Source organism: Shinella zoogloeoides (assembly GCF_022682305.1).
Classification (GTDB): domain Bacteria; phylum Pseudomonadota; class Alphaproteobacteria; order Rhizobiales; family Rhizobiaceae; genus Shinella; species Shinella zoogloeoides_B.
Window position 1 is genome coordinate 2,986,100 of the sequence record NZ_CP093528.1, and the last position, 25,511, is coordinate 3,011,610.

Here is a 25,511-nt window from a genome sequence, read left to right on the forward strand (position 1 = left end):
AGACAGGCAATGCGAAGGGAAAAAACTCACCGATGACGAACCGGGCAACCAACAACGACCTCGCTCCAGCCCCCCGTTCATCGGACAGAGAACAGCTTGCGACAGAGCTTCTGGAACGTCTCAAATATCGCATCGGCAAGGACCCGAAAGTCGCCAAGCCGCATGACTGGCTGACGGCGGCGATCCTCGTCGCGCGCGACCGCGTCACCGACAAGTGGATGGACTCCACGCGCCGCACCTACGCCACCGGCGCCAAACGCGTTTATTATCTCTCGCTCGAATTCCTCATCGGCCGCCTGATGCGCGACGCGATGACGAATATCGGCATCCTGGACGAGATGCGCCACGCGCTCGCCTCGCTCGGCGTCGATCTCGACGTCATCGCCGAACTCGAGCCGGATGCCGCCCTCGGCAACGGCGGCCTCGGCCGTCTCGCCGCCTGCTTCATGGAAAGCATGGCGACGGTGGACGTGCCGGCCTATGGCTACGGCATCCGCTACGTGCACGGCCTCTTCCGCCAGCAGATGGCGGACGGCTGGCAGGTCGAGCTGCCCGAGACTTGGCTCGCCCACGGCAATCCCTGGGAATTCGAGCGCCGCGAAAGCTCCTACGAGATCGGCTTCGGCGGCGCCGTCGAGACGATCAATATCGGCGAGGACAAGCAGCGCTTCGTCTGGAAGCCCGCCGAGCGCGTCATCGCCACGGCCTACGACACGCCGGCTGTCGGCTGGCGCGCCAAGCGCGTCAACACGCTGCGCCTGTGGGCCGCCAACCCCATCGACCCCATCCTGCTCGACGCCTTCAATGCCGGCGACCATATCGGCGCGCTGCGCGAGAGCAACAAGGCGGAAAGCCTGACGCGCGTGCTCTACCCGGCCGACGCCACGCCCGCCGGTCAGGAATTGCGCCTGCGCCAGGAATTCTTCTTCTGTTCGGCTTCGCTGCAGGACATCCTGCGCCGCCACCTGCAGCAGTATCCGGATTTCACGTCCCTGCCGGACGCCGTCGCCATCCAGCTCAACGATACGCACCCGGCCGTTTCCGTCGCCGAACTGGTGCGCCTCCTGACGGACGTGCACGGCCTCGACTTCGATGTCGCGTGGGACCTCGCCCGCCGCACCTTCTCCTACACCAACCACACGCTGCTGCCCGAAGCGCTGGAAAGCTGGCCGGTTCCGCTGTTCGAGCGCCTGCTGCCGCGCCACATGCAGATCGTCTATGCGGTCAACGCGAAAATCCTGCTGGAAGCGCGCAAGGATCGCGGTCTCGACGACCAGCGCGTGCGCAACATTTCGCTGATCGAGGAGAGCGGCGAGCGGCGCGTGCGCATGGGCAACCTCGCCTTCGTCGGCTCGCATTCGATCAACGGCGTGTCGGCGCTCCACACGGAGCTGATGAAGGAAACGGTCTTCGCGGACCTCCACAAGCTCTATCCCGACCGCATCAACAACAAGACGAACGGCATCACCCCGCGCCGCTGGCTGATGCAGTGCAATCCGGGCCTGTTCGAGCTGATCCGCGAGTCCATCGGCGATGCCTTCGTGGACGATGCCGAGGCGCTGCCGGCGCTGGATGCCTTCGCCGACAACCGGGATTTCCAGGAACGCTTCGCCGCCATCAAGCGCGAGAACAAGAACCGGCTCTCCAATCTGGTCGGCAGCCGCATGGGCGTGCGCATCGACCCCTCGGCGATGTTCGATATCCAGATCAAGCGCATCCATGAATACAAGCGCCAGCTCCTCAACATCATCGAGGCCGTCGCGCTCTACGACCAGATCCGCTCTCATCCCGAACAGGACTGGGTGCCGCGTGTCAAACTCTTCGCGGGCAAGGCGGCGCCGAGCTATCACAACGCCAAGCTGATCATCAAGCTCGCCAACGACGTGGCGAAGGTGATCAACAACGATCCGGCCGTGCGCGGCTTGCTCAAGGTCGTCTTCGTGCCGAACTACAACGTCTCGCTCGCCGAGATCATGGTGCCCGCCGCCGACCTTTCCGAGCAGATCTCGACCGCCGGCATGGAAGCCTCCGGCACCGGCAACATGAAATTCGCGCTGAACGGCGCGCTGACCATCGGCACGCTCGACGGCGCCAATGTCGAGATGCGCGATCATGTCGGCGAGGAGAACATCGTGATCTTCGGCATGACGGCCGAAGAAGTAGCGAAGGTCCGCTCCGAGGGGCACAATCCCCGTGCCATCATCGAGCAGTCCCGCGAGCTGTCGCAAGCCCTTCAGGCAATCTCCTCCGGCGTCTTCTCGCCCGATGACCGCAACCGTTTCACCGGCCTTATCGACGGCATCTACAATCACGACTGGTTCATGGTCGCCGCCGATTTCGACGCCTATGCGAAAGCCCAGCGCGAAGTCGATGCCATCTGGACCGATAAGACGTCCTGGTATTCCAAGACCATCCGGAACACCGCCCGCATGGGCTGGTTCTCCTCCGACCGAACCATCCGCCAATACGCCAAGGACATCTGGAGAGCCTGATGACCGCACCGCCAAACAAGAGCACGACGGAAACCCAGTCAAATCTCTTGGCAGAGCTTCTGGCGAAGGCGGATATCGACGCGATCCTGGAAAGCCGGCACTGGGACCCGTTTGCGGTGCTCGGCCCGCATCTGGTTCGCGAGGGGGCGGCCGGTGAAAAGTACTTCGCCCGCTGCTTCCTGCCCGGCGCGGCCGAGGTGACGGCCGAAACGCTTGCCGGCAAGGAAATCGGCGCGCTTACGCAGGTGCACCCGGACGGCATCTTCGCCGGTGAGGTGGCCCTGAAGAAGCTGCAGCCGATCCGCTATCGTGCCCGCAACGAGGGCGGCGAATGGGTGGTGGTCGATCCCTACAGCTTCGGCCCCGTCCTCGGGCCGATGGACGACTATTACATCCGCGAAGGCTCGCACCTGCGCCTCTTCGACAAACTGGGCGCGCACCCGATGACGCTCGACGGCATCGACGGCTTCCACTTCGCCGTCTGGGCTCCGAACGCCAAGCGTGTCTCCGTCGTCGGCAACTTCAACGAATGGGACGGGCGGCGCAACGCCATGCGCCTTCGCCGCGACACCGGCATATGGGAAATCTTCCTGCCCGGTATCACGGAGGGCCATGCCTATAAATACGAGATCGTCGGCATCAACGGCGAGGTCCTGCCACTGAAGGCCGACCCCTTCGCCCGCCGCTCGGAACTGCGGCCGAACAACGCCTCGATGACGACGGGTCCGATCACCCAAAAATGGGAGGACGAGGCGCATCTGGCCCATTGGGCGAGCGCTGATGCCCGCCGCCAGCCGATCTCCATCTACGAGGTGCACGCCGCCTCCTGGCAGCGCCATTCCGACGGCGGCATGCTGACCTGGGACGAGCTGGCCGACCGCCTCATCCCCTACTGCACCGACATGGGCTTCACCCATATCGAATTCCTGCCGATCTCAGAATATCCCTTCGATCCCTCCTGGGGTTACCAAACGACCGGTCTCTACTCGCCCACCGCCCGCTTCGGCGAGCCGGAGGGTTTCGCCCGCTTCGTCAACGGCTGCCACAAGGTCGGCCTCGGCGTCATCCTCGACTGGGTGCCGGCGCATTTCCCGACGGACGCCCACGGCCTCGGCAAGTTCGACGGCACGGCGCTCTACGAGCACGAGGACCCGCGCCAGGGCTTCCATCCGGACTGGAATACCGCGATCTACAATTTCGGCCGCGCGGAAGTCCTCTCCTACCTCATCAACAACGCCCTCTACTGGGCGGAAAAATTCCATCTCGACGGCCTGCGCGTCGATGCCGTCGCCTCGATGCTCTACCTCGACTATTCGCGCAAGCACGACGAATGGGTGCCGAACGAATATGGCGGCAACGAGAACCTTGAGGCGGTGCGCTTCCTGCAATCCATGAACAGCCACGTCTATGCCGGCCATCCCGGCATCCTGACGATCGCGGAAGAATCCACCTCCTGGCCGAAGGTCTCCCATCCCGTCCACGAGGGCGGGCTTGGCTTCGGCTTCAAGTGGAACATGGGCTTCATGCACGACACGCTGCAATACCTGTCGCGCGAGCCGGTGCACCGCAAATTCCACCACAACGACATGACCTTCGGCCTGCTCTATGCCTTCACGGAGAACTTCGTGCTGCCGCTGAGCCACGACGAGGTGGTGCATGGCAAGGGCTCGCTGATCGCCAAGATGACCGGCGACGACTGGCAGAAGTTCGCCAATCTCAGGGCCTATTACGGCTTCATGTGGGGCTATCCCGGCAAGAAGCTGCTGTTCATGGGCCAAGAATTCGCCCAATGGCAGGAGTGGAGCGAGGCGCGCGCGCTCGACTGGAACCTGCTCGAATATCCGCTGCACGAGGGCATGCGCCGCCTGGTGCGCGACCTCAACGGCACCTATCGCTACAAGGCCGCGCTGCATGCCCGCGACTGCGAAGGCGAGGGCTTCGAATGGCTGATCGCCGACGACCGCGACAACTCGGTCTTCGCCTGGCTGCGCAAGGCGCCTGGCGAAAAGCCGATTGCCGTCGTCACCAACTTCACCCCCGTCTTGCGCGAGGGCTATGGAGTGCCACTGCCGGTGGAGGGCCGGTGGCGCGAAATCCTCAACACCGACGCCGAGATCTACGGCGGCAGCGGCAAGGGGAACGGCGGGGCCGTCGAGGCCCGCAGGCATGACAATGGAAGGATCGCAGCCGACATCACGCTGCCGCCGCTGGCGACGGTGATGCTCGAACTGGACGCATAAAAAGCAATTCCGACAAGGCGTGCAGCGGAATTGCAAAAGGAACAGGGATAATCGGGAGGACACCATGGAGCAGAAGCGCAATCAACCCCTCGCCCGCGATGCGATGGCCTATGTACTGGCAGGGGGACGCGGCAGCCGCCTCAAGGAGCTGACCGACCGGCGCGCCAAGCCCGCCGTGCATTTCGGCGGCAAGGCGCGCATCATCGATTTCGCGCTCTCGAATGCGCTCAACTCCGGTATCCGCCGCATCGGCGTCGCCACGCAATACAAGGCCCATTCGCTGATCCGCCACATGCAGCGCGGCTGGAACTTCTTCCGCCCCGAGCGTAACGAGAGCTTCGATATCCTCCCCGCCTCCCAGCGCGTCTCCGAGACGCAGTGGTACGAAGGCACGGCCGACGCCGTCTACCAGAACATCGACATCATCGAGGATTACGGCGTCGAATACATGGTCATCCTCGCCGGCGATCATATCTACAAGATGGACTACGAGCTGATGCTCCAGCAGCACGTGGATTCCGGCGCGCAGGTCACCATCGGCTGCCTTGAGGTGCCGCGCATGGAGGCGACGGGCTTCGGTGTCATGCATGTCGACGAGAAGGACCAGATCATCGCCTTCGTGGAGAAGCCGGCCGACCCGCCGGGCATTCCCGGCAACCCGGAAATGGCGCTCGCCTCCATGGGCATCTACGTCTTCCACACCAAGTTCCTGATGGACCTGCTGCGCCGCGACGCCGCCGACCCGACGTCGAGCCGCGACTTCGGCAAGGATATCATCCCCTATATCGTGCAGCACGGCAAAGCCGTAGCCCACCGCTTCACCGCCTCCTGCGTGCGCTCGGACTTCGAGCGCGAAGCCTACTGGCGCGACGTCGGCACCATCGACGCCTACTGGCAGGCCAATATCGACCTGACAGACGTCACGCCGGAACTCGACATCTACGACGGTTCCTGGCCGATCTGGACCTTCGCCGAGATCAAGCCGCCGGCCAAGTTCGTACACGACGACGAGAACCGCCGCGGCTCGGCGACCTCCTCGCTGATTTCCGGCGACTGCATCATTTCCGGCGCCTCGCTGAACCGGAGCCTGCTCTTTACCGGGGTGCGCGCCAATTCCTACTCGCGCCTCGAAGGGGCCATCATCCTGCCGAACGTCATGATCGGCCGGCACGCGCAGCTCAGGAACGTCGTCATCGACAGCCGGGTCGTCATCCCGGAAGGCCTCGTCGTCGGCGAGGATCCGGAACTCGACGCCAAGCGCTTCCGCCGCTCGGAGAACGGCGTCTGCCTCATCACGCAGCCGATGATCGACAAGCTGGAGCTATAGCCGCGACATGAAAATCCTTTCGGTGGCATCCGAAGTATTCCCGCTCATCAAGACGGGAGGCCTCGCCGACGTCGCCGGCGCACTGCCGCTCGCGCTCGCCGGACATGGCATGCACATGCGCACGCTCATGCCCGGCTATCCGGTGGTCATGCAGCGGCTGGCGAAGAGCGAGGTGGTCGCGACCTTCGACGACCTCCTCGGCGAGCCGGCCCGCATTCTCGCGGCGAAGCACGAGGGCCTCGATATTCTCGTGCTCGACGCGCCGGGTTTCTTCGACCGCCCGGGCGGCCCCTACACGGACGCGACAGCCAAGGATTTCCCCGACAACTGGCGGCGCTTCGCCGCCCTCTCGCTGGCCGGCGCGGAAATCGCCCGCGGCCTGCTTTTCGGCTGGCGACCGGATATCGTGCATGCGCATGACTGGCAGGCGGCGATGACCGCCGTCTACATGCGCTATACCGGCCTCCAGCACATTCCGACCGTGATCACCGTGCATAACCTCGCCTTCCAGGGCCAGTTCGGCCCGGAGATATTCCCCGAACTGGGACTGCCGCCGGATGCCTTCTCCGTCGACGGATTGGAATATTACGGCGATGTCGGCTTTCTCAAGGGCGGCCTGCGCACGGCCTGGTCGATCACCACGGTCAGTCCCACCTATGCCCAGGAGATCACGACCCCCGAATATGGCATGGGTCTCGAAGGTCTCATCAATGCCCGCGCCGCCGACCTCGACGGCATCGTCAACGGCATCGACACTGCCGTCTGGAACCCCGAAACCGACCCGCATATCGCCCGCCCCTTCGCCGCCGGCTCGCTGAAGAAGCGCGCCGTCAACCGCCAGGCCCTCGTCGAGCGCTTCAACCTCGATGACGACGACGGCCCGATCTTCTGCATCGTCAGCCGCCTCACCTGGCAGAAGGGCATAGACATCATCGCCGAGGTCGCCGACTGGATCGTTCAGCAGGGCGGCAAGCTCGCCGTGCTCGGCTCCGGCGACCAGGGGCTGGAAGGCGCGCTGCTCGCCGCCGCCTCGCGCCATCGCGGCCGCATCGGCATCGTCATCGGCTACAACGAGCCACTGTCCCACCTCATGCAGGCCGGCAGCGACGCCATCCTCATACCATCCCGCTTCGAACCCTGCGGCCTCACCCAGCTTTACGGCCTGCGCTACGGCTGCATCCCCATCGTCGCGCGCACCGGCGGCCTTGCCGATACCGTCATCGACGCCAACGAGGCCGCCCTTTCCGCCCGCGTCGCCACGGGCTTCCAGTTCACGCCGATCAATGCCGATGGCCTGCGCCAGGCGCTGCGCCGCGTCTTCAAGGCCTATGCCGAGCCGAAAGTCTGGGCGCGCATCCAGAACCAAGGCATGAAATCGGACGTTTCCTGGGAAAACAGCGCCGCGCGCTATGCCGAACTCTATTCCAGCCTTCTTGCGAAAGTCTAAGCCATGACCATCAAGACCGTCCCGACCACGCCCTACAGCGACCAGAAGCCCGGAACGTCCGGCCTACGCAAGAAGGTCCCCGTCTTCCAGCAAAAGAACTATGCGGAGAACTTCATCCAGTCGATCTTCGATTCACTGGAAGGCTTTGCCGGCCAGACATTGGTGATCGGCGGCGACGGCCGCTTCTACAACCGCGAGGTCATCCAGCTCGCCATCAAGATGGCCGCCGCCAATGGCTTCGGCCGCGTGCTGGTCGGGCGCGGCGGTATCCTGTCCACCCCCGCCGCCTCCAACGTCATCCGCAAGAACAAGGCCTTCGGCGGCATCGTGCTCTCGGCCAGCCACAATCCGGGCGGGCCGACCGAGGACTTCGGCATCAAGTACAATATCGGCAACGGCGGCCCGGCCCCGGAAAAAATCACCGACGCCATCTTCGCCCGCACCAAGACCATCGACAGCTACAAGATCGCCGATGCCGCCGACATCAATCTCGACCTCGAAGGTACGCACGAGATCGAGGGCATGACGGTGACGGTCATCGACCCCGTCACTGACTATGCCGAGCTGATGGAACAGCTCTTCGATTTCGACGCCATCCGCAAGCTGATCGCCGGCGGCTTCCGCATCGTCTTCGACGCCATGAGCGCCGTCACCGGCCCCTATGCCAAGGAAATCCTCGAAAACCGCCTCGGCGCGGCCAAGGGCTCGGTCCTCAACTTCATGCCGCTGCCCGATTTCGGCGGCCACCACCCCGACCCGAACCTCGTCCATGCCCGCGCGCTCTACGAGACCATGATGGCCGCGGATGCGCCGGACTTCGGCGCGGCCTCGGACGGCGACGGCGACCGAAACCTCATCATCGGCAAGGGCATCTTCGTCACGCCCTCCGACAGCCTCGCCATACTCGCCGCCAACGCCCATCTCGCCCCCGGCTACGCCAAGGGCCTCGCCGGCATCGCCCGCTCCATGCCCACCTCCGGCGCGGCCGACCGCGTGGCGGCAAAGCTCGGCATCGGCATCTACGAGACGCCGACCGGCTGGAAGTTCTTCGGCAACCTGCTCGACGCGGGTCTCGCTACGATCTGCGGCGAGGAAAGCGCCGGCACCGGCTCCAACCATGTACGCGAGAAGGACGGCCTCTGGGCGGTGCTCCTCTGGCTCAACATCCTCGCCGTGCGCAAGGAAAGCGTGCTCGCCATCGTCGAACAGCACTGGGCGACCTACGGCCGCAACTACTATTCCCGCCACGACTACGAGGAGGTGGACACCGACGCCGCGAACGGCCTGATGGCGAACCTGCGCGATCAGCTCGCGACGCTGCCCGGCAAGACCTTCGGCGCGCTGACCGTCGAGACCGCCGACGACTTCGCCTATAACGACCCGGTGGACCACTCCGTCAGCAAGAACCAGGGCATCCGCATCCTCTTCGTCGGCGGCTCGCGTGTCGTCTTCCGTCTTTCCGGCACCGGCACCTCCGGCGCGACGCTGCGCGTCTATATCGAACGCTTCGAACCCGACGCCGCCCGCCACGGCATCGACACGCAGGAGGCGCTGGCCGATCTCATCGCCGTCGCCGATGAGATCGCCGGCATCAAGGCCCGCACCGGCCGCAACGAGCCGACGGTGATCACCTGACATGACCGTCACCGCCCCCTCCTTCGCGCCGGGCGCCACGCTCTCCGGGGACGGGGTGGAATTCGCGGTCTATTCGCGCGATGCCGCCCGCGTCCAGCTCTGCCTGTTCGACAGTGCGGGCGACAAGGAACTTGCCCGCCTCGCCATGGGGCGGGACGAGACCGGCTTCCACCGCGTCTTCGTCGAGGGTGCGGCCGCCGGCACGCGCTACGGCTTCCGCGCCGATGGCGTCTATTCGCCGGACCACGGCCTCTGGTTCGATCCGGCAAAGCTGCTGGTCGATCCCTATGCGAAGGAACTCGACCGCCGCTTCGTGCACAACGGGCGGCTCGCCCTCTTCGGCGCGGAAACGGCGGACATCGTGCCGAAGGCCATCGTCACCCGCGACAATCCGGTCAAGGTAGCGCCTCCGCTCTTCCGCGCCGGCGGCTTCATCTACGAAGTGGCCGTACGCGCCTTCACCATGCTGCATCCCGACGTGCCGGAGAAGATGCGCGGCACCGTCGGCGCGCTCGCCCATCCCGCCGTGCTCGCCCACCTGAAGCACCTCGGCGTCGACGCGGTGGAACTGATGCCCATCACCGCCTGGATCGACGAGCGCCACCTTCCGCCGCTCGGCCTTTCCAATAGCTGGGGCTACAATCCCATCGCCCTGATGGCGCTCGACCCGCGCCTCGTGCCCGGCGGCATGAAGGAGCTGGCCGATACGGTCGCGACGCTGCGCGCCGAGGGCATCGGCACCATCCTCGACCTCGTCTTCAATCATTCCGGCGAGAGCGACCGGCACGGCGCGACGCTTTCCATGCGCGGCCTCGACAACCTCACCTATTACCGCCACGTGCCGGACCGGCCGGGCGAGCTGATCAACGACACCGGCTGCGGCAACACGATCGCCGGAGAACACCCCATCGTGCGCCAGCTCGTGCTCGACAGCCTGCGCCATTTCGTGCGCCATGCCGGTATCGACGGCTTCCGCTTCGACCTTGCCACCATTCTCGGCCGCGAGGCGGACGGCTTTTCCGCCCGCGCGGCGCTGCTTTCCGAAATCTGCGCCGACCCGCTCCTGAAGGACCGCGTGCTGATCGCCGAGCCGTGGGACATCGGCCCCGGCGGCTACCAGCTTGGCAATTTCCCGAAACCCTTCCTCGAATGGAACGACCGCTTTCGCGATGACGCGCGCATGTTCTGGCGCGGCGACAGCCACACGCTGGGCGCCTTCGTCACCGCCTTCGCCGGCTCCTCGGACATCTTCTCCCGCCATGGCGGCGCCGAGACCCGCACCGTCAACTTCCTCGCCGCCCATGACGGCTTCACGCTGGCCGATCTCGTTTCCCATACGGTGAAGCACAACGGAGCGAACGGCGAAGACAACCGCGACGGCCACGACGAGAACCATTCCTGGAACAACGGCGCGGAAGGCGCGACGACCGACGGCGCCGTGCTCTCCGCCCGCAGGGCGGATATCAAGGCGCTGCTCGCAAGCCTCTTCCTTTCCCGCGGCACGATCATGCTGACGGCCGGCGACGAAGGCGGGCGCAGCCAGGAGGGCAACAACAACGCCTATTGCCAGGACAACGCCATCACCTGGATGCATTGGGACCAACTGGACGACGGCCTGATCGAGCATGCCGCCATGCTCTCGACCATCCGCAGGCGCTTCCCGGCGCTCGGCGAGACAACCTTCCTCAGCGGCGCGGGCGATGTCGAATGGCGAACGCTTGCCGGCGCGCCGATGACCGTCGCGGACTGGGAAGCACCCTTCGCCGGCACGCTGCTGGTGCTGTTCACCACGCCCGATCTTCTGCAAAAGCGCAGCGTCCGCCTTGCAATTGCCCTGAACCGCACGCATGGCGAACAGGCGCTTGCCCTGCCCCCGACTGAAACGCGGGAATGGGTCAGCCTCCTGACCGTCAACCATCCGGCGACCGGCTTGCTACGGGCACGCTCGGTCGAGGTTTTTGTCGAAAGCCGCTGAAATTCATTGCCCGGGCAAACGGCCCCTCTAGAAGCGGCCTGAATCGTTCCATGGAAAACCGCATGCCAGCCACTGTTCATTTGAAGGATATTGCCGCGAGCGTCGGATCGGAACTCGGCGTCTCGCGCTGGTTCATCGTCGACCAGACAATGATCGACCGCTTCGCCGATGCCACGCAGGACCATCAGTTCATCCACACCGACCCCGTGCGCGCGGCAGCCGAAACGCCCTTCGGCGGCACCATCGCCCACGGCTTCCTGACGCTCTCCCTCCTGTCGGCAATGAACTATGATTGCATTCCGCGCATCGTCGAGCAGACGATGGGCATCAATTACGGCTTCGACAAGATCCGCTTCATCACGCCGGTCAAGAGCGGCGCGCGCGTGCGCGGCCGCTTCGTGCTCGACGAGGCCCGCTTCCGCGGCGCGGGCATGTTGGCGGTCCGCTACAATGTGACGGTCGAGATCGAAGACGAGCGCAAACCGGCGCTGACGGCCGAATGGACCACCATCATCCAGTTCGACCCGAAGGATCGGCCGGAGGACGTCTAGGGCATTTCCAGCCGAAGCGGAATCGCTACGGCATCGGAGAATGCGGATGGAACAGCTCAAAAGAAAATCCCGCCTCGAAGGCGGGATTCTTGTTAAAGGCCGGCGTCTTCCGCGCCTTCCACCAGGAGGCCGAAGGCATAGGGCGAGAACGAGCGCCAGCATTCGACCCGGTAATCCTCCTCGCCCGAGCGGAACAGCACGATCTCGATCTTGCCGAGCACCGTACGCGCCGCAGCGCCCACCGGGAAGACCGCATTGCCGAGATCGAGCGGGCAGCCGCTGGCAATCGCCCCGGCCGCGTCCGGGCCGGAAACGATGATCGCCGTGTTGCGGTGGGAAACGTCCGTCGCAGAATGCAGCGCGGAAACACCCGAAGCGATGCCCATCAGGTCCGCACCGTTCTCGTCGATCAGCAGCCATTCGTCCGGGCCGAGCCAGAGCGCGTGACGGCCGCTGACGGAAGCCGAGGTTTTCGGCCGGCGTGGCAGCTCGAGGCCGAAGGCCAGCGAGAGCGTGCCGATGGCATCCTCGCCGGCGCGCAGCGAAAGACGGGTCGCGGGCGCGGCGGGCGTGACGCGCGCGCCGGCGGAGCCGCCGTGATGGCGACCGAGGGGCGCCTTGCGAAGAGCTTGATCAGCCATTGAGGCGTCCTCCTTCCTTGTCGATAAACACCATGTCGCTGACCTCGACCGAGATGGTGCGGTCCGGCATCGGCACATAGAGCGTCTGGCCCATGCGGGCCTGACCGCCGGCAACGAGCGCCATGGCGATGGACCGGCCGCAGTTTTCCGACCAGTAGGACGACGTGACATGGCCGAGCATGGTCATCGGCTTCGGCTCGTTCGGATCGGCAACGATCTGCGCACCCTCCTCCAGAACCACCTTCGGATCCTTCGTCAGCAGACCGACGAGCTGCTTGCGGCCCTCCTTGACGAGGTCCGGCCGCTTGAGGCCGCGGATGCCCACGAAGTCCGCTTTCTTCTTGGAGACGGCCCAGCTGAGGCTCGCATCGTGCGGCGTAACCGTACCGTCCGTATCCTGGCCGACGATGATGTAGCCCTTTTCGGCGCGCAGCACGTGCATGGTCTCCGTGCCGTAGGCGCAGGCGCCGAGCGGTTCGGCCCGTGCCCAGATGGCTTCCCAGACGGCCTGCCCGTAATCGGCAGGAACGTTGACTTCGTAGCCCGCTTCACCGGTGAAGGACATGCGGAAGAGCCGGGTCGGTACGCCGCAGATCTTGCCCTCGCGCACGCTCATATGCGGGAAAGCCTCGTTGGAGATGTCGATGCCCTCGACCAGCGGCTCGAGGATTTCACGCGCCTTCGGACCCTGCACGGCAATGACCGCCCACTGCTCGGTGGTCGAGGTCAGCCAGACCTTCAGATGCGGGAATTCCGTCTGGAGATAGTCTTCCATGTGATGCATGACGCGCGGCGCGCCGCCCGTCGTGGTGGTGACATGGAAGCGATCCTCCGCCAGACGCCCGACGACGCCGTCGTCATAGACGAAGCCGTCCTCGCGCAGCATGATGCCGTAGCGGCAACGGCCCGGCTTCAGCGTATCCCAGGCGTTGGTGTACATGAGGTTCATGAACTCGCCCGCATCGGGGCCGACGACCTCGATCTTGCCGAGCGTCGAGGCATCGAACAGGCCGGCGGCATTACGAACCGTGCGGCACTCGCGGTTGACCGCATCATGCATGGTTTCGCCGGAGCGCGGATAATACCAGGCGCGCTTCCAGTTGCCGACATCCTCGAAGACCGCGCCATGCGCTTCTTCCCATTCGTGCATCGGCGTCTTGCGCGCGGGGTCGAACAGGTCACCGCGCGAATGGCTGATCAGCGCGCCGAAGGTGACGGGCGTATAGGGCGCGCGGAAGGTCGTGAGACCGATCTTCGGGATCTCGCGGTTCAGTACCTCTGAGGCGATGGCAAGGCCGTGGATGTTGGACAGCTTGCCCTGGTCCGTCGCCATGCCGTTGGTGGTAAAGCGCTTGATATGCTCGATGGAGTGCATGCCCTCGCGCACGGCAAGGCGGATATCCTTGGCGCAGACGTCGTTCTGGAAGTCGACGAAGGCCTTGACCGTCGTGTCGACGCCGGCCCCTTCGCCGGCACCCACCATGCCGCCGGTCCATTCGAAGGCGTTCTCGCCGGAAAGCTCGACCTTGCCGCCGCCGTCGTTGCCGGTGGCGCGGGCCATAAGCTCGCCGGCTGCCAGCGATTCTTCGATCGTCGCCTGCAGGCCGTCCGTGCCGTTGCACGAACCGACCGAAAGGCAATCCTGCGCATAGGTGCCCGGCAGGAAGCGGCTGGTGGCCGCATCATAGGCGACCTTGCCGCGCGACTGCGAGAAGAGGTGGACGGAAGGCGTCCAGCCGGCCGACACCAGCAGCGCATCGACCGGGATCGACCGTGCCGAGCCGCCGCCGTTGCGGGCGACCGACATGGAGGAAACGCGCAGCTTCCCCTTGGTGTCGACCACCGAATGGCCGGCCAGCACCTCGATGCCAAGCTTGCCGGCCTCGGCCAGAACCGCTTCGCCGGGCTTCTCGCGGTTGTCCACGATGGCGGCCACGGTCACGCCGGCGCGCTTCAGGTCGAAGGCGGCCTCATAGGCAGAATCGTTCGCCGTGTAGACGCCGACCTTGCGGCCGACGGCAACGCCGAAATGGTTGAGATAGGTGCGTGCCGCCGAGGCGAGCATGATGCCCGGCCGGTCGTTGTTGGCGAACACCATATGACGCTCGATGGAGCCGGTGGCGAGGATGACGCGCTTGGCGCGGACCTGCCACAGCCGCTCGCGCGGCAGCTTCTTGTCAGGACGCGCAAGGTGATCCGTCACGCGCTCTACGAGGCCGACGAAATTGTGGTTGTAGTAGCCGAAAGCCGTCGTGCGGGTGAGAACGGTGACATTCTCCATCGCCCTCAGCTTCGCGGCCGCAGCCTGCGCCCACTCATAGCCGTTCTGGCCGTCGATCTTCACCGACATGTCGTAGTGCAGCGCGCCGCCGACTTCCGGCTGCTCATCGACGATGATGACCCGCGCGCCCGCTTCAGCAGCGGCAAGCGCGGCCGAAAGGCCGGCGACACCCGCGCCCGCGACCAGCACATCGCAATAGGCGTAGCGGTTGGCGTAGTGATCCGGGTCCTCTTCCGTCGGCGCGACGCCGAGGCCGGCGGCCTTGCGGATGAAGGGCTCGTAGAGCTTTTCCCAGGCCGCCTTCGGCCACATGAAGGTCTTGTAGTAGAAGCCGGCCGCGAAGAACGGCGACATCAGGTTGTTGACACCGCCGATATCGAAGGCGAGCGAGGGCCAGCGGTTTTGCGACGACACCTTCATGCCGTCGAAGACCTCCTGCACCGGCGCGCGCACGTTCGGCTGGCGGCGGGCCGCGTCGCGCGACACGTCGATCAGCGCGTTCGGCTCTTCGGGACCTGCCGAGAGGATGCCGCGCGGGCGATGATACTTGAACGAACGACCGACGAGATGCACGCCGTTGGCGAGCAGCGCGGAGGCGACGGTATCGCCTTCCAGCGCATCGAAGGTCTTTCCGTCGAAGGTGAAACGCGCGGTCTTGGCGGGGGTCAGGCGGCCCTGGCCGGCAATGCGATTGGCGCCGCTCATTTCGCGGTTCCTTCCGTGGTCTCGTTGGTTGCCGCGGCAGTAGTGACGCCCGGAATATCGGGCCTCGGTTCGCCGGCCTTGTAGCTCATGTAGAACTTGTCGCTGACGGTATCGCGCGCCGCGTTGAAGAAGCGGCCGCAACCATGGATATGGCGCCAGCGCTCGAAGATCAGGCCCTTCGGATTATCGCGCAGGAAGAAATAGTCCTGGAATTCCTCGTCGGTGATGTCGGCGATGTTGGTCGGCCGGGCGATGTGCGCATCGCCGCCGTGGCGGAATTCGAGCTCGGAGCGCTCTTCCTCGCAGTAGGGGCAGTAGATCAGCAGCATTTTATCCTACCTGTTTAAAGCTCTGGACCCGTCACGACGGTGCCGGGGTCCTGGTCGCAAAGTCGCCGGCCCATGGTGACGAAGGAGGCAAGCCGGCGGACCAGTTGCCCAAAGTCGTCGTAGGGGGCCAGAACATTCGTCATGCCCAGATTGACCATGCTCATCGACATGAGATCGATATCGATGTTGAAGGGGCGGCTGGCGGCCGGTTCGTCGGGAATGAAATAGACGACCCGATCACCGAGCAACCGCACGCAGCTCAACATCCCGCTCTCGGCGACGAAAGGCCACTCCTTTTCCTGCGCCGACTTGTGGATCTTCTGGAGACGCACATCCCCGGGCTGGGGAAAGATCTCGCCGGCGGGAACCACCCCCGCCGTCATCAGAAATCCGGCAAGCAGCGCGCCGTTCATCAATGCGCCACGGCCGCCGCCGCCGCCTCGTCGATGAGGCGGCCGGTGCGGAAGCGGTCGAGCGTCAGGCCGGCCGCCAGCTTGTGCGGCTCGCCCCGCGCGATGAGATGCGCGAAGAGATGCGCCGAACCCGGCGTCGCCTTGAAGCCGCCGGTGCCCCAGCCGCAGTTGACGAAGAGGTTCGGAACCGGCGTCACGCCCTGGATCGCCGAACGATCCGGCGTGTTGTCGGTGATGCCGCCCCACTGGCGCATCATCTTGACGCGGCGGAACATCGGGAAGAGCTCGCAGATGGCATCCAGCGTATGCGTGATGATCTGCAGGCCGCCCGTCTGGGAATAGGAATTGTACTGGTCCGTACCCGCGCCGATGACCAGCTCGCCCTTGTCCGACTGCGAGATATAGGCATGCACCGAGTTGGACATGACCACGCAGGGGAAGATTGGCTTCATCGGCTCGGAAACCAGCGCCTGCAGCGGCACGGAATGCAGCGGCAGCTTCACATCGGCCATGGACAGGATGACCGAATTGTGGCCGGAGGCCGAGACCGCGACCTTCTTGGCGCCGATGAAGCCCTTGGAGGTTTCCACGCCCGTCACCGCGCCATCGGGGCCGCGACGGATGCCCTTGACCTCGCAGTTCTGGATGATGTGCACGCCGCGGTCGGAGGCCGCGCGGGCATATCCCCAGGCGACGGCGTCGTGGCGGGCCGTGCCGCCGCGGCGCTGGAGGGCCGCGCCGTTGATCGGGTAGCGGGCGCTCGCCGAGATGTCGAGAACCGGCACGAAGTCCTTCGCCTGCTGCGGCGTCAGCCATTCGTTGTCGATGCCGTAAAGCCGGTTGGCATGCACGTGGCGCTGGAAGGACTGCTTGTCGTGCACATTGTGCGACAGCATCATCACGCCGCGCGGCGAGTACATGACATTGTAGTTGAGGTCCTGGCTAAGACCTTCCCAGAGCTTCAGCGAGTGCTCGTAGATGTCCATGCTCTCGTCATAGAGATAGTTCGAGCGGATGATGGTCGTGTTGCGGCCGGTATTGCCGCCGCCGAGCCAGCCCTTCTCGATCACGGCGACATTGGTGATGCCGTGCTCCTTGGCGAGATAGTAAGCAGCGCCGAGGCCATGGCCGCCGCCGCCGACGATGATCACGTCGTATTCCTTGCGCGGCTCGGGCGAGGTCCACTGTGCCTCCCATCCCTTGTGGCCGCGCATCGCCTCGCGGGCGACGGCGAAAACCGAATATTTGCGCATAACCCAGGTCCTCGATGTCTCGCCGGCAGCGCCGGCTGTTTCCTGTTGCAATAGAAAGCAAATCCTGGCGCGGGACGCCGTATCCTTTGCGACGCATTCAGGCGCACCTTGTACCACATGCGACATGACCGAATGGGGACCGCATGACGGTTTTCCCGGCCTTTCACGGAAAATCCCGCACATCGCGGCGCGGAAGACTGGACTTCCCTCAAGCGTTCTGGTATCCGACGCCTCAATCGTCAGCCTTCCGGGCTGCGCGAACGTCACTTATTTGCCTGACGAACTCAAAGAATCGCCGGGTAACAACGAACAAAGGAACGGGATTCTCGTGCAGGTACTTGTCCGCGACAACAACGTTGATCAGGCTCTCCGCGCTCTCAAGAAGAAGATGCAGCGCGAAGGTATTTTCCGTGAAATGAAGATGCGCGACTATTACGAAAAGCCGTCGCAGAAGCGTGCGCGTGAAAAGGCTGAAGCCGTCCGTCGCGTTCGCAAGCTGGCTCGTAAGCGCGCCCAGCGCGAAGGCCTCATCGGCGGCCGTCCTGGCGCCCGCTAATCGGCCGTCATTTCGACGTTTTCGGATGCAAGACCGGGCGGGGGCGATGAATTCGCCGCCGCCTTTTTTGATGTGACCGGACGATTTTTCACCCTTGTGAAAGGTTTCCGTGCAATTCCGGGTTCGACCGCTACGCACCTTTGCCGGAATTGCTGTGAAAGGCCGTAGCGTTTTCTTCGCGCATGAGGCGGGAAGAAGCCCATTTTGAGGATTCGCACTTGGACATGGCTGCATCTACCGGGTTCCCGACCGATCGTCTTTCTTCCTCGTCCGCCCGCATGCGCCGCCCGTTCATGGCCGCCGTCGCCGCCACGTCGCTCGCCGTCCTGCTCGCAGGCTGCGCGTCGACCGGCACCTCGACGGACGTGCTGAAGGTCGAGCGCGCGCAGGGCTCGCAGGAGAACATCGCCTCGCTCTCCGCCGTGATCGCCGCCAATCCGCAGGATCCGGAAGGCTACAATGTGCGCGGCTCGGCCTATGGCCGCGCGGGCGAGTATCGCCGCGCGCTCGATGACTTCAACCGCGCCATCGAGTTGAACCCGCGCTTCTACCAGGCCTATGCCAACCGTGCGCTCATCCAGCGCAGCCTCGGCGACCAGGCGAAGGCGGCGGCCGACTACAACACGGCCCTCCAGCTCAACTCGAACTATGACGTCGCCTATATCGGCCGCGGCAATCTCTATCGCCAGGCCGGCCGTCTCGACGAGGCGTTCAGCGACTTCAACCGCGCCATCCAGCTCGATACGACCGATCCGCGCGCCTATCACAATCGCGGCCTGATCTATCAGGCGCGCCGCCAACACGACAAGGCGATCGAGGACTTCTCGAAGGCCATCTCGCTGTCGCCGAACTCGGCCGAACCCTATAACGGCCGCGGCATCTCCTATGCCGCGAAGGGCGACGACGACAACGCCTTCCAGGACTTCAACACCGCGATCAACCTCAACGGAAAGCTGGCCGAATCCTGGGCCAACCAGGCGCTGATCTACGAGCGTCGCGGCGAGATGGCGAAGGCCTCGCGTTCCTATTCGCAGGCGCTCCGCCTCGATCCGAACTACGCCCCGGCCAAGTCCGGCCTCGCCCGCACCCGTGGCGCGGCTGCGGCCAAGCCGGCCTGACCGACGCCAGGACCTGCCAAAGAACATGAAAAAGCCCGCGAACCGGTTCGCGGGCTTTTCTCTTTGATGGCTTTCGCATCAGGCAGCCCGACGCCGTGCATCGGGCTTGCTTGATCAACGCAGGACGACGACGCCGAGGACGTTGATGAGGATCAGCAGCAGAAGGCTGGAGAAGAAACCGGCGCTGGTGAAGAAGCCGGCGGCCATCGCGACCAACAGGGCGACGCAGAACAGCGTGCCGTACTTGGCGGCGGCGATGAAGAAATTGTAGGTCTTCTCGTGCTCGGGATAGTCCATCGGCGCGCCGAGTTCGACCGGTCCGTTATGATGTTCAGCCATAGTCACCTTCTCCTAAGCAGCCGCACCCGCCAGTCAATCCCCCGGACGGGCACCTGAAACACGGGCCGATCCAAAACGGACCGGCGATTCCCTCAAGCGCGAAAACGCGCGTCTTTCTGGCCATACACAATGGATCGGCAAAGCGCAACGGCAAGGCGCGGCGCGCGCTTCGCCCCATACGCTTTCTCTAACGCGAAAGGCCGGTTTCCCCCGAAACCGGCCTTCCCTGCGACAACGGAACGCAAGACCTATCGGGCGTGGACATTGCCTGAGAGCTGGATGCGCCGGTGGGATTCCGCAAGACGCGCGGTGGGACGCACGGTCAACGGGCTGAACGGCATATCCTCGCCACGGGCGAACAGCATGCGCCGCTCGAAAGGCTCGGACTGGAAGAAGGGGAAACGCGCATAGAGCGAGGAGCGCACGTCCTTGCAGCGCGTCGCCATCAGCATCAGGTCGATGATGAACTTGCCCTGGTTGCTCTTGGGCGAGGCGACGAAGTCGCCATCGAAAACCCGGCGGTAGAAGGCCGCATGCGCCGGCTTGACCATCTGCAGCACGCGGTCGGCGTCGAAATAGTCCGCCGCCATCGTCGCAAGGCGCAGCGTCAGATAGGGGATCGCCGGCATCTCGCTCCAGATTTCCGGGTCGGCCGCAAGACGGACCGGATCGATCAGCGACATGCCCGCATCGAGGAACGCCTTGATCTCGTCGGGGAACACCTTGCCCGAGGAGGTGACACGATGATCCGGCGTCACATGATGCAGGCGCACGGTCGAGATCAGCCGCTCTTCGTGATAGACGCCGAAGACATAGGCTTGGCTGTCGAAGTCCGCCTCGTCGATGAGAAGGTGGGAGTCTTCCGCAAGATGCATCACGCTACCGGCCTTGTAGGCCTTGTAGCGGATCCGCGCGACATCCTCCATGTCCTCGCTCGTCTCGACCCGGCGGTATTCCACCTTGTCGAGCAGCCCGAGAAGCTTCTCGGAAAAGCGGCCGCTCGCTAGTTCCACGCTGATGTCCCCCGTATCCAGATCGAAAACCGGCTGTATCCCCACAGCCGGCATCATGATCGCCGATATAGGACAATTTGTGTAAAATACAATTCATTAACCTTAACGGATGGTTAACGCTAAATTTGAATAAGCTTATACATCCTGTCGAATCAAAGACCTATGAAAATGAAGGGGTGTGGATCAGGCGACGCGGCGACCGCGGCGGCGCGGCTCGTCCGGCTTGTGGCCGAAGCCTTCGTAACGGTCGCGCAGCGCCTCGGGCGACATGGGCGCGGCGAAGACATAGCCCTGCACGAGATCGGCGCACTGGTATTTGTTGATGAGCGCGAGCTGCTCCTCCGTCTCGACGCCTTCCACGACGATACGCAGTCCCAGCTCGCGGGAAAGGTTCACCGTGCCGCGCAGCAGCTTGAGGCGGCGTGGGTCCTCGCCGATATTGCGGACGAAGGACCGGTCGATCTTGATGACGTCGAGCGGAAGCTGATCGAGATAGCTGAGGCTGGAATAGCCCGTGCCGAAATCGTCGATGGCGACGGTGATGCCGCGGGCGCGAAGCTCCTGCAGGATCGCCTGCACCTTGACGGGCTCCTCCATGAGGCAGCTTTCGGTAACCTCGAGATGCAGCCGGTGCGGCTCAAGACCCGCCGCGTCCAGCGCCGCGGACACGACCTCGATGATGCCGGTGCCGCGCAGGTCCTGGACGGACAGGTTGACCGAGACGCCCATATGCGCGGGCCAGTCGGCGCAGTCGGCGCAGGCCCGGTTGATCATGAACCGCGTGATCTCGGAGACGATGCCCATCTCCTCGGCGATCTGGATGAAGACCGTCGGGGCGACCGGGCCGCGCTCGGGATGCGTCCAGCGCGACAGCGCCTCGCAGCATTCGATGCGCGAGCCGTCCGGCACGAACATCGGCTGATAGGCGACGGAGAGCGCGTTGTTCGCAAGCGCCTCGCGCAGGTCGTCCTTGAGTTTCTGGCGGTCCATGTACCGCGCGTCCATCTCCTGCTCGAAGAGGGTGAAGCTGCCCTTGGCGCGCGACTTGGTCTCGAACAGCGCCAGATCGGCGCGGATCTGCATTTCCTCCAGCCGGAAGTCGTCACTCGCCACCGTCACGCTGCCCGCGCTGAACGACACGAAGAGCGTCATGCCGTCGAATTCGTAATTGCCGCGCAATTGCTCGTGGAAGCGCCGCATACGCGCCTCCAGGTCCCGACGGTTGGTCTCGTTGGGGAAGAACAGGATGAATTCGTCACCCATCAGGTGTCCGGCAATCGCCCGGTCGCCGGCAAGGCGGCGTAGCCGCTCGGCGATGGCGCAGAGCAGCCGGTCGCCGGTGACATGGCCCTTCATGTCGTTGACATGCTTGAAGTCGTCGACGTCGAGCACCATGAAGCCGACCGTGCCGGGCTTCTTGCGCTCAGCCAGCGCGTCCTGCACCAGCTCGGCGAAGTAGGTGCGGTTCGGCAACCCCGTAAGGCTGTCGTAGCGGACCATGTGCAGGATCTTCTTTTCCGCCCGCACGCGCGCCGTCACGTCTTCGAATATCAGCACCGCCCCGCCGTTTTCGCGCGGCGCGGCGGTGAATTCGAGATAAAGCCCGGCCGTCACCTGCACGAGCGCACGCGAGCGCTCCCCCTTCAGCAGCTCGTCGAGCTGGCGCAGGATCGTCCGGCTCTGCCCGGCATTGAAGAAGGAATTGCGCACGCCGAAGCGCAGCACCACGTCGAGATGACAATCCTTCAGCCGCTCCTGGTTGCCGAGATGCAGAAGCTCGCAGGCCCGCCGGTTGGCAACGAGGATACGGTGTTCCGAATCCAGCATGAACAGGCCGTGCGGCATGTTGTTGAGCGCCGTGTCGAAGCGGTCGGCGATGGTTGCGAGTTCGCGCGCGGCCAGAACGTTCTCATAGAGGAAGGTGCGCACGCCGTTCGCCATCGAGCGCGTCGTCATCGCGAAGGGCAGGACGAGGGAGGCGAGCACCGCATGGTAGAAGTCCCCAAGCCCGAGAAAACCGACCACGATGGGGAAGCAGGCGGAGAATACCATGTAGTTGACGGCGCGCGGCGAGCCGTAGTTGCGCCCGACCACCGAGACCATGGTGGCGAGCGTCACCGATATGGTGGCGATTTCCGCAAAGGAGTCGCGGCTGACCAGCAGGCTGTAACCGCAGGCCGTGCCGAGCGCCAGCGTCGTGCCGACGGCGCCGAGATTGTACCAGTTCTCCCAATAGCGGATGCCGTCCATGTCGAGAACGGTCTTGTCCGCCCGGTCGAAGCGGCGCATGCCCTGGGCGCGCAGCGCCCAGATAAGCACGACAAGCGCGCTCCAGACGAGGAAGAAGGGGTCGTCGGTCTTCGCGTAAACGAAGGAGAACGTGATGACGTGCGAAATCACGCCCACGAAAAGGGTCTGGCGATTACCGTACAGCGAGCTGACGAATGACAAGTATACATCAGCCGGCAGTGTGTTTTGACCCTTATCCTTCATGGACTCGGCACTCCCTATGACGTTCGAGGGTTACCGACCAAAATTTAATGAATGATTTCGGGAAATTACCGAATAACGAGGGTTCCGTCGAGCATACTTGTACGCCTGCACAACCAAAGGAAGCCATACTCAACCGAATATTGCACAAAAAGCTATTTCAGTAAAGACTACACAACCCTTCATAGGCCCACCGCGCAACTTCCTGACTCGTTCGCGACAGAGTATTGCGCCACTCAAGCCGATGGAAAACTTGCCCCGCACCGGCCGTTTCCAGCCCATTGGTTAACAGCATACATCCTGCCATCCCCTCAAAATTGACAGGCGTCAGGCAACCCACTCTCCTCCCCCGCCGCCGGAAGCGCCGGGAGCGTCGTCATTTCGCCAGAAAGGGGGAATTGACTGGAGAGAGATTTGATAGCAAATCCTCTTTTGGTATTTCTTTTTCCGGAGCCGATCATGTCGAAACCCGTCGTCGCCATTCCCGCCGATATCCGGGAAATCGAAGGCAACGTCTGGCAGGCCACGCCGAACCAGTATGTACGCGCCGCCGTCAAGGGCGCGGACGTCACGGTCTTCCTGGTGCCGGCGCTGGATGCGGACAACGATTTCGACGGCATCCTCGACCGCGTCGACGGGCTTCTTGTCAGCGGCTCGCGCACCAATGTCCACCCCTCGCTCTACGGCAGGGAGGCGACGGACGCCGAAGGCCCCTACGACCGGGCGCGCGACGCGACCAGCCTGCCGCTCATCGCGCGGGCGCTGGAGCGCGGCATTCCGCTTCTCGCCATCTGCCGCGGCATTCAGGAGCTCAACGTCGTCCTCGGCGGCACGCTGGCCAACGAGATCCAGGACCAGCCCGGCATGTGGGACCACCGCAAGCCCGACACGCCGGTGCTCGACGTCGCCTACGGCATCCGCCAGAAGGTGCTGGTCAAGGAAGGAAGCTGCCTCGCCTCGGTGATCGGCGCCGGTGAGGTGCAGGTGAACTCGCTGCATCGCCAGGCCATCTCCGACAAGGCCCCGCGCCTTGCCGTGGAAGCGGTCGCGGAGGACGGCACCATCGAGGCCGTCTCCGTCATCGGCGCCAAGGCCTTCGCGGTCGGCGTCCAGTGGCATCCGGAATATTGGGTCGGCTCGGATCAGCCCTCGAACAGGCTCTTCGCCGCCTTCGGCGAGGCCGTGCGCGAATACGCGGCCGCCAGGCAGGCCGTCGCGCATCGCACGGCGGCCGAATAGGCCGTCAGTCGGTGGAAACCATCGTGATCATGGCCTCGGCCGGCTCCACCGCCTCGTAGTCGAAACCATCGCCGTCGACGACCGTCAGGATCGCCTCGCCCTGCGCGTCCGCAACGACGGCCGTGCCGTCGCCGTTATTGGTCCAGGTCCGCGCCTTCGAAAGCCCCGGCCAGACGGCTTCGCAATCCGTGCCCGCCGTGAAGCGCGCGCTGCGGCTCGATATCGGGTTGCCCCGCTCGGCAAGGCAGGCGGTGCTCGCCGCGCCGTTGGAAATCGTATAGCTGCGGCCGACCGTCTGCGACGGGATGGACCCCGAGACGATGGGATCGACACCCGGCCGCTCCTGCCCCCAGTAGCTCCAGAGGCCGAAGGACACGGCACCGATCATGACGGCGAATGTCAGTGTCTTCATGGCGCTCTCCTTCATCGCGACTCGATGGGGAAATCATGCGCCCGCAAGCTTGCGGAATGGTTAACGAAGGCTTTCCGGCCCCTACCCCGTTTTTCGCGTAAAGGGCGTCTCCGGCACCGGAGTCAGGGCGACGCCGCGCCCGAACCAGGCAAGGAGATTGTCCGCCACCAGATCGGCCATCGCATCACGCGTCGCCACCGAGGCGGAGGCGACATGGGGCAGCAGCGTGGCGTTCGGCAGGTCGAGCAGCGCCTGGGGCACGTTCGGCTCGTCGTAGAACACGTCGAGGCCGGCCGCCGCGATCGTGCCATCGCGCAGCGCCGAGGCCAGCGCGTCCTCGTCCACCGTCCAACCGCGCCCGACATTGATCAGCACGCCGTTCGCCCCGAGCGCCCGCAAGATGGCGGCATCGATGGTCCGGTGCGTTTCCGGCGTCTTCGGCACGATGGCGATGAGGACATCGACCGCCTCGGCCAATTCCGCCAGCGAAGGATAATAGGCATAGGGCACGCCCTCGCGCGGCCGGCGCGTGTGATAGGCGATCTCGATGCCGAACCCTTTCAGCCGCTCGGCGATGGCAAGGCCGATGCGGCCGAGGCCGTAGATGCCGGCCCGGCGGCCGCGCAGGCTGAGTGGCGTCAGCGGGAACGCGCCCTCGCGCGTCCATCGCCCCTCGCGCAGCCACGCCTCCGCCTGCGGAAAGCGGCGGATGGTGTTGAGCAGCAGGCCGATGGTCGTATCGGCCACCTCGTCGTTGAGCACGTCCGGCGTATTGGTCACGGCGACGCCCCGCGCGGCGGCGGCGAGCGCATCGACGCCATCATAGCCCACACCGAAGCTCGCGACGATCTCCAGCGCCGGCAGATGCTCGATCATCGCCGCGCCGAAAGCCCCTGAAACGGCGACTCCGGAAATCGTCGCCGCCTCGGAGCGGGCGAGAAGCGCGGGATCCGCCTTCTCGATGCGCACGATGTCGAAGGTTTCCTTCAGACGGTCGAGCACCCGCTCGCGGATCGTTCCGGGTACGAGAATGCGTGTCCTGGCCGCCATGCCAA

General features: G+C 64.6%; 20 protein-coding genes. 10 read left to right on the forward strand and 10 right to left on the reverse strand.

Annotated features, from left to right (window positions below; all coding sequences use genetic code 11):
• Positions 1 to 32 precede the first annotated feature (32 nt).
• The 7 genes from MOE34_RS14990 to MOE34_RS15020 all read left to right on the forward strand — a co-directional run bounded on the left by MOE34_RS14990 (position 33) and on the right by MOE34_RS15020 (position 11,667).
• Positions 33 to 2,492: a glycogen/starch/alpha-glucan phosphorylase gene (locus MOE34_RS14990; RefSeq protein ID WP_242218100.1), complete on the forward strand. Its 2,460-nt coding sequence runs from the start codon at positions 33 to 35 to the stop codon at positions 2,490 to 2,492.
• A complete protein-coding gene (gene glgB / locus MOE34_RS14995) occupies positions 2,492 to 4,732 on the forward strand; it encodes a 1,4-alpha-glucan branching protein GlgB (RefSeq protein ID WP_242218101.1) in 2,241 nt (746 codons plus the stop codon). The genes MOE34_RS14990 and glgB overlap by 1 nt, the downstream gene beginning before the upstream one ends.
• A gap of 64 nt (positions 4,733 to 4,796) precedes the next feature.
• Complete coding sequence (glgC, locus tag MOE34_RS15000; RefSeq protein WP_242218103.1) at positions 4,797 to 6,059, forward strand: glucose-1-phosphate adenylyltransferase; 1,263 nt, start codon at positions 4,797 to 4,799, stop codon at positions 6,057 to 6,059.
• A 7-nt stretch (positions 6,060 to 6,066) separates the two neighbouring features.
• Positions 6,067 to 7,506 carry a glycogen synthase GlgA gene (gene glgA / locus MOE34_RS15005; RefSeq protein WP_242218104.1) on the forward strand — a complete coding sequence of 480 codons (1,440 nt, stop codon included), beginning with the start codon at positions 6,067 to 6,069 and terminating at the stop codon, positions 7,504 to 7,506.
• 3 nt (positions 7,507 to 7,509) lie between these two features.
• The gene (locus MOE34_RS15010) at positions 7,510 to 9,141 is read left to right on the forward strand and encodes an alpha-D-glucose phosphate-specific phosphoglucomutase (RefSeq protein WP_242218105.1); all 1,632 of its coding nucleotides are present in this window, start codon (positions 7,510 to 7,512) and stop codon (positions 9,139 to 9,141) included.
• A 1-nt stretch (position 9,142) separates the two neighbouring features.
• Positions 9,143 to 11,116, forward strand: a complete 1,974-nt coding sequence (gene glgX, locus MOE34_RS15015) for a glycogen debranching protein GlgX (RefSeq protein ID WP_242218107.1) — start codon at positions 9,143 to 9,145, stop codon at positions 11,114 to 11,116.
• Positions 11,117 to 11,178: 62 nt separating this feature from the next.
• A complete protein-coding gene (locus tag MOE34_RS15020; protein WP_242218109.1) occupies positions 11,179 to 11,667 on the forward strand; it encodes a MaoC family dehydratase in 489 nt (162 codons plus the stop codon).
• Positions 11,668 to 11,759: 92 nt separating this feature from the next.
• Here the strand turns inward: MOE34_RS15020 and MOE34_RS15025 are convergent, their stop codons facing one another.
• The 5 genes from MOE34_RS15025 to MOE34_RS15045 are packed head-to-tail and all read right to left on the reverse strand — an operon-like array spanning position 11,760 to position 17,289.
• A complete protein-coding gene (locus MOE34_RS15025) occupies positions 11,760 to 12,308 on the reverse strand; it encodes a sarcosine oxidase subunit gamma (protein ID WP_160785213.1) in 549 nt (182 codons plus the stop codon).
• The gene (locus MOE34_RS15030) at positions 12,301 to 15,294 is read right to left on the reverse strand and encodes a sarcosine oxidase subunit alpha (protein ID WP_242218111.1); all 2,994 of its coding nucleotides are present in this window, start codon (positions 15,292 to 15,294) and stop codon (positions 12,301 to 12,303) included. The genes MOE34_RS15025 and MOE34_RS15030 overlap by 8 nt, the downstream gene beginning before the upstream one ends.
• The gene (locus MOE34_RS15035; protein ID WP_242218113.1) at positions 15,291 to 15,623 is read right to left on the reverse strand and encodes a sarcosine oxidase subunit delta; all 333 of its coding nucleotides are present in this window, start codon (positions 15,621 to 15,623) and stop codon (positions 15,291 to 15,293) included. Before MOE34_RS15035 ends, MOE34_RS15030 begins: the two co-directional genes overlap by 4 nt.
• A 14-nt stretch (positions 15,624 to 15,637) precedes the next feature.
• Entirely contained in the window at positions 15,638 to 16,036 is a 399-nt protein-coding gene (locus MOE34_RS15040) for a hypothetical protein (protein WP_242218115.1), read from the reverse strand.
• Complete coding sequence (locus tag MOE34_RS15045) at positions 16,036 to 17,289, reverse strand: sarcosine oxidase subunit beta family protein (RefSeq protein WP_242218117.1); 1,254 nt, start codon at positions 17,287 to 17,289, stop codon at positions 16,036 to 16,038. The genes MOE34_RS15040 and MOE34_RS15045 overlap by 1 nt, the downstream gene beginning before the upstream one ends.
• A 328-nt stretch (positions 17,290 to 17,617) precedes the next feature.
• On the opposite strand from MOE34_RS15045, the gene rpsU reads away from it, so the two are divergent.
• Together rpsU and MOE34_RS15055 are read left to right on the forward strand one after the other, a co-directional pair.
• Positions 17,618 to 17,845: a 30S ribosomal protein S21 gene (gene rpsU, locus MOE34_RS15050; RefSeq protein ID WP_119256642.1), complete on the forward strand. Its 228-nt coding sequence runs from the start codon at positions 17,618 to 17,620 to the stop codon at positions 17,843 to 17,845.
• A 224-nt stretch (positions 17,846 to 18,069) separates the two neighbouring features.
• Positions 18,070 to 18,963, forward strand: coding sequence for a tetratricopeptide repeat protein (locus MOE34_RS15055; RefSeq protein WP_431522388.1), 894 nt, complete (start codon positions 18,070 to 18,072; stop codon positions 18,961 to 18,963).
• A 114-nt stretch (positions 18,964 to 19,077) separates the two neighbouring features.
• Here MOE34_RS15055 and MOE34_RS15060 read toward each other — a convergent pair whose 3' ends face one another.
• From MOE34_RS15060 to MOE34_RS15070, 3 genes are all read right to left on the reverse strand, one after another.
• On the reverse strand, positions 19,078 to 19,302 hold the full coding sequence (locus tag MOE34_RS15060) for an aa3-type cytochrome c oxidase subunit IV (RefSeq protein WP_242218119.1): 225 nt from the start codon (positions 19,300 to 19,302) through the stop codon (positions 19,078 to 19,080).
• A 248-nt stretch (positions 19,303 to 19,550) separates the two neighbouring features.
• Positions 19,551 to 20,315, reverse strand: a complete 765-nt coding sequence (locus MOE34_RS15065; protein WP_431522389.1) for an N-acyl amino acid synthase FeeM domain-containing protein — start codon at positions 20,313 to 20,315, stop codon at positions 19,551 to 19,553.
• A 183-nt stretch (positions 20,316 to 20,498) separates the two neighbouring features.
• Complete coding sequence (locus MOE34_RS15070; protein WP_242218121.1) at positions 20,499 to 22,808, reverse strand: putative bifunctional diguanylate cyclase/phosphodiesterase; 2,310 nt, start codon at positions 22,806 to 22,808, stop codon at positions 20,499 to 20,501.
• 456 nt (positions 22,809 to 23,264) lie between these two features.
• On the opposite strand from MOE34_RS15070, the gene MOE34_RS15075 reads away from it, so the two are divergent.
• A complete protein-coding gene (locus tag MOE34_RS15075; protein WP_242218123.1) occupies positions 23,265 to 24,044 on the forward strand; it encodes a gamma-glutamyl-gamma-aminobutyrate hydrolase family protein in 780 nt (259 codons plus the stop codon).
• Between the two features lie 4 nt (positions 24,045 to 24,048).
• Here the strand turns inward: MOE34_RS15075 and MOE34_RS15080 are convergent, their stop codons facing one another.
• Together MOE34_RS15080 and MOE34_RS15085 are read right to left on the reverse strand one after the other, a co-directional pair.
• Positions 24,049 to 24,456 carry a hypothetical protein gene (locus MOE34_RS15080; protein ID WP_242218125.1) on the reverse strand — a complete coding sequence of 136 codons (408 nt, stop codon included), beginning with the start codon at positions 24,454 to 24,456 and terminating at the stop codon, positions 24,049 to 24,051.
• An 81-nt stretch (positions 24,457 to 24,537) separates the two neighbouring features.
• Positions 24,538 to 25,506 carry a 2-hydroxyacid dehydrogenase gene (locus MOE34_RS15085; protein ID WP_242218128.1) on the reverse strand — a complete coding sequence of 323 codons (969 nt, stop codon included), beginning with the start codon at positions 25,504 to 25,506 and terminating at the stop codon, positions 24,538 to 24,540.
• Positions 25,507 to 25,511 lie beyond the last annotated feature (5 nt).

Bases quoted from the DNA above. Each gene is read 5' to 3' on its own strand.
- MOE34_RS15025 (WP_160785213.1), bottom strand. From the start codon at position 12,308: ATGGCTGATCAAGCTCTTCGCAAGGCGCCCCTCGGTCGCCATCACGGC.
- MOE34_RS15040 (WP_242218115.1), bottom strand. From the start codon at position 16,036: ATGAACGGCGCGCTGCTTGCCGGATTTCTGATGACGGCGGGGGTGGTT.
- MOE34_RS15055 (WP_431522388.1), top strand. From the start codon at position 18,070: ATGGCTGCATCTACCGGGTTCCCGACCGATCGTCTTTCTTCCTCGTCC.
- MOE34_RS15070 (WP_242218121.1), bottom strand. From the start codon at position 22,808: ATGAAGGATAAGGGTCAAAACACACTGCCGGCTGATGTATACTTGTCA.
- MOE34_RS14990 (WP_242218100.1), top strand. From the start codon at position 33: ATGACGAACCGGGCAACCAACAACGACCTCGCTCCAGCCCCCCGTTCA.
- MOE34_RS15030 (WP_242218111.1), bottom strand. From the start codon at position 15,294: ATGAGCGGCGCCAATCGCATTGCCGGCCAGGGCCGCCTGACCCCCGCC.
- glgC (WP_242218103.1), top strand. From the start codon at position 4,797: ATGGAGCAGAAGCGCAATCAACCCCTCGCCCGCGATGCGATGGCCTAT.
- MOE34_RS15020 (WP_242218109.1), top strand. From the start codon at position 11,179: ATGCCAGCCACTGTTCATTTGAAGGATATTGCCGCGAGCGTCGGATCG.
- MOE34_RS15085 (WP_242218128.1), bottom strand. From the start codon at position 25,506: ATGGCGGCCAGGACACGCATTCTCGTACCCGGAACGATCCGCGAGCGG.
- MOE34_RS15010 (WP_242218105.1), top strand. From the start codon at position 7,510: ATGACCATCAAGACCGTCCCGACCACGCCCTACAGCGACCAGAAGCCC.
- glgB (WP_242218101.1), top strand. From the start codon at position 2,492: ATGACCGCACCGCCAAACAAGAGCACGACGGAAACCCAGTCAAATCTC.
- MOE34_RS15080 (WP_242218125.1), bottom strand. From the start codon at position 24,456: ATGAAGACACTGACATTCGCCGTCATGATCGGTGCCGTGTCCTTCGGC.
- MOE34_RS15035 (WP_242218113.1), bottom strand. From the start codon at position 15,623: ATGCTGCTGATCTACTGCCCCTACTGCGAGGAAGAGCGCTCCGAGCTC.
- glgA (WP_242218104.1), top strand. From the start codon at position 6,067: ATGAAAATCCTTTCGGTGGCATCCGAAGTATTCCCGCTCATCAAGACG.
- MOE34_RS15075 (WP_242218123.1), top strand. From the start codon at position 23,265: ATGTCGAAACCCGTCGTCGCCATTCCCGCCGATATCCGGGAAATCGAA.
- MOE34_RS15060 (WP_242218119.1), bottom strand. From the start codon at position 19,302: ATGGCTGAACATCATAACGGACCGGTCGAACTCGGCGCGCCGATGGAC.
- glgX (WP_242218107.1), top strand. From the start codon at position 9,143: ATGACCGTCACCGCCCCCTCCTTCGCGCCGGGCGCCACGCTCTCCGGG.
- MOE34_RS15045 (WP_242218117.1), bottom strand. From the start codon at position 17,289: ATGCGCAAATATTCGGTTTTCGCCGTCGCCCGCGAGGCGATGCGCGGC.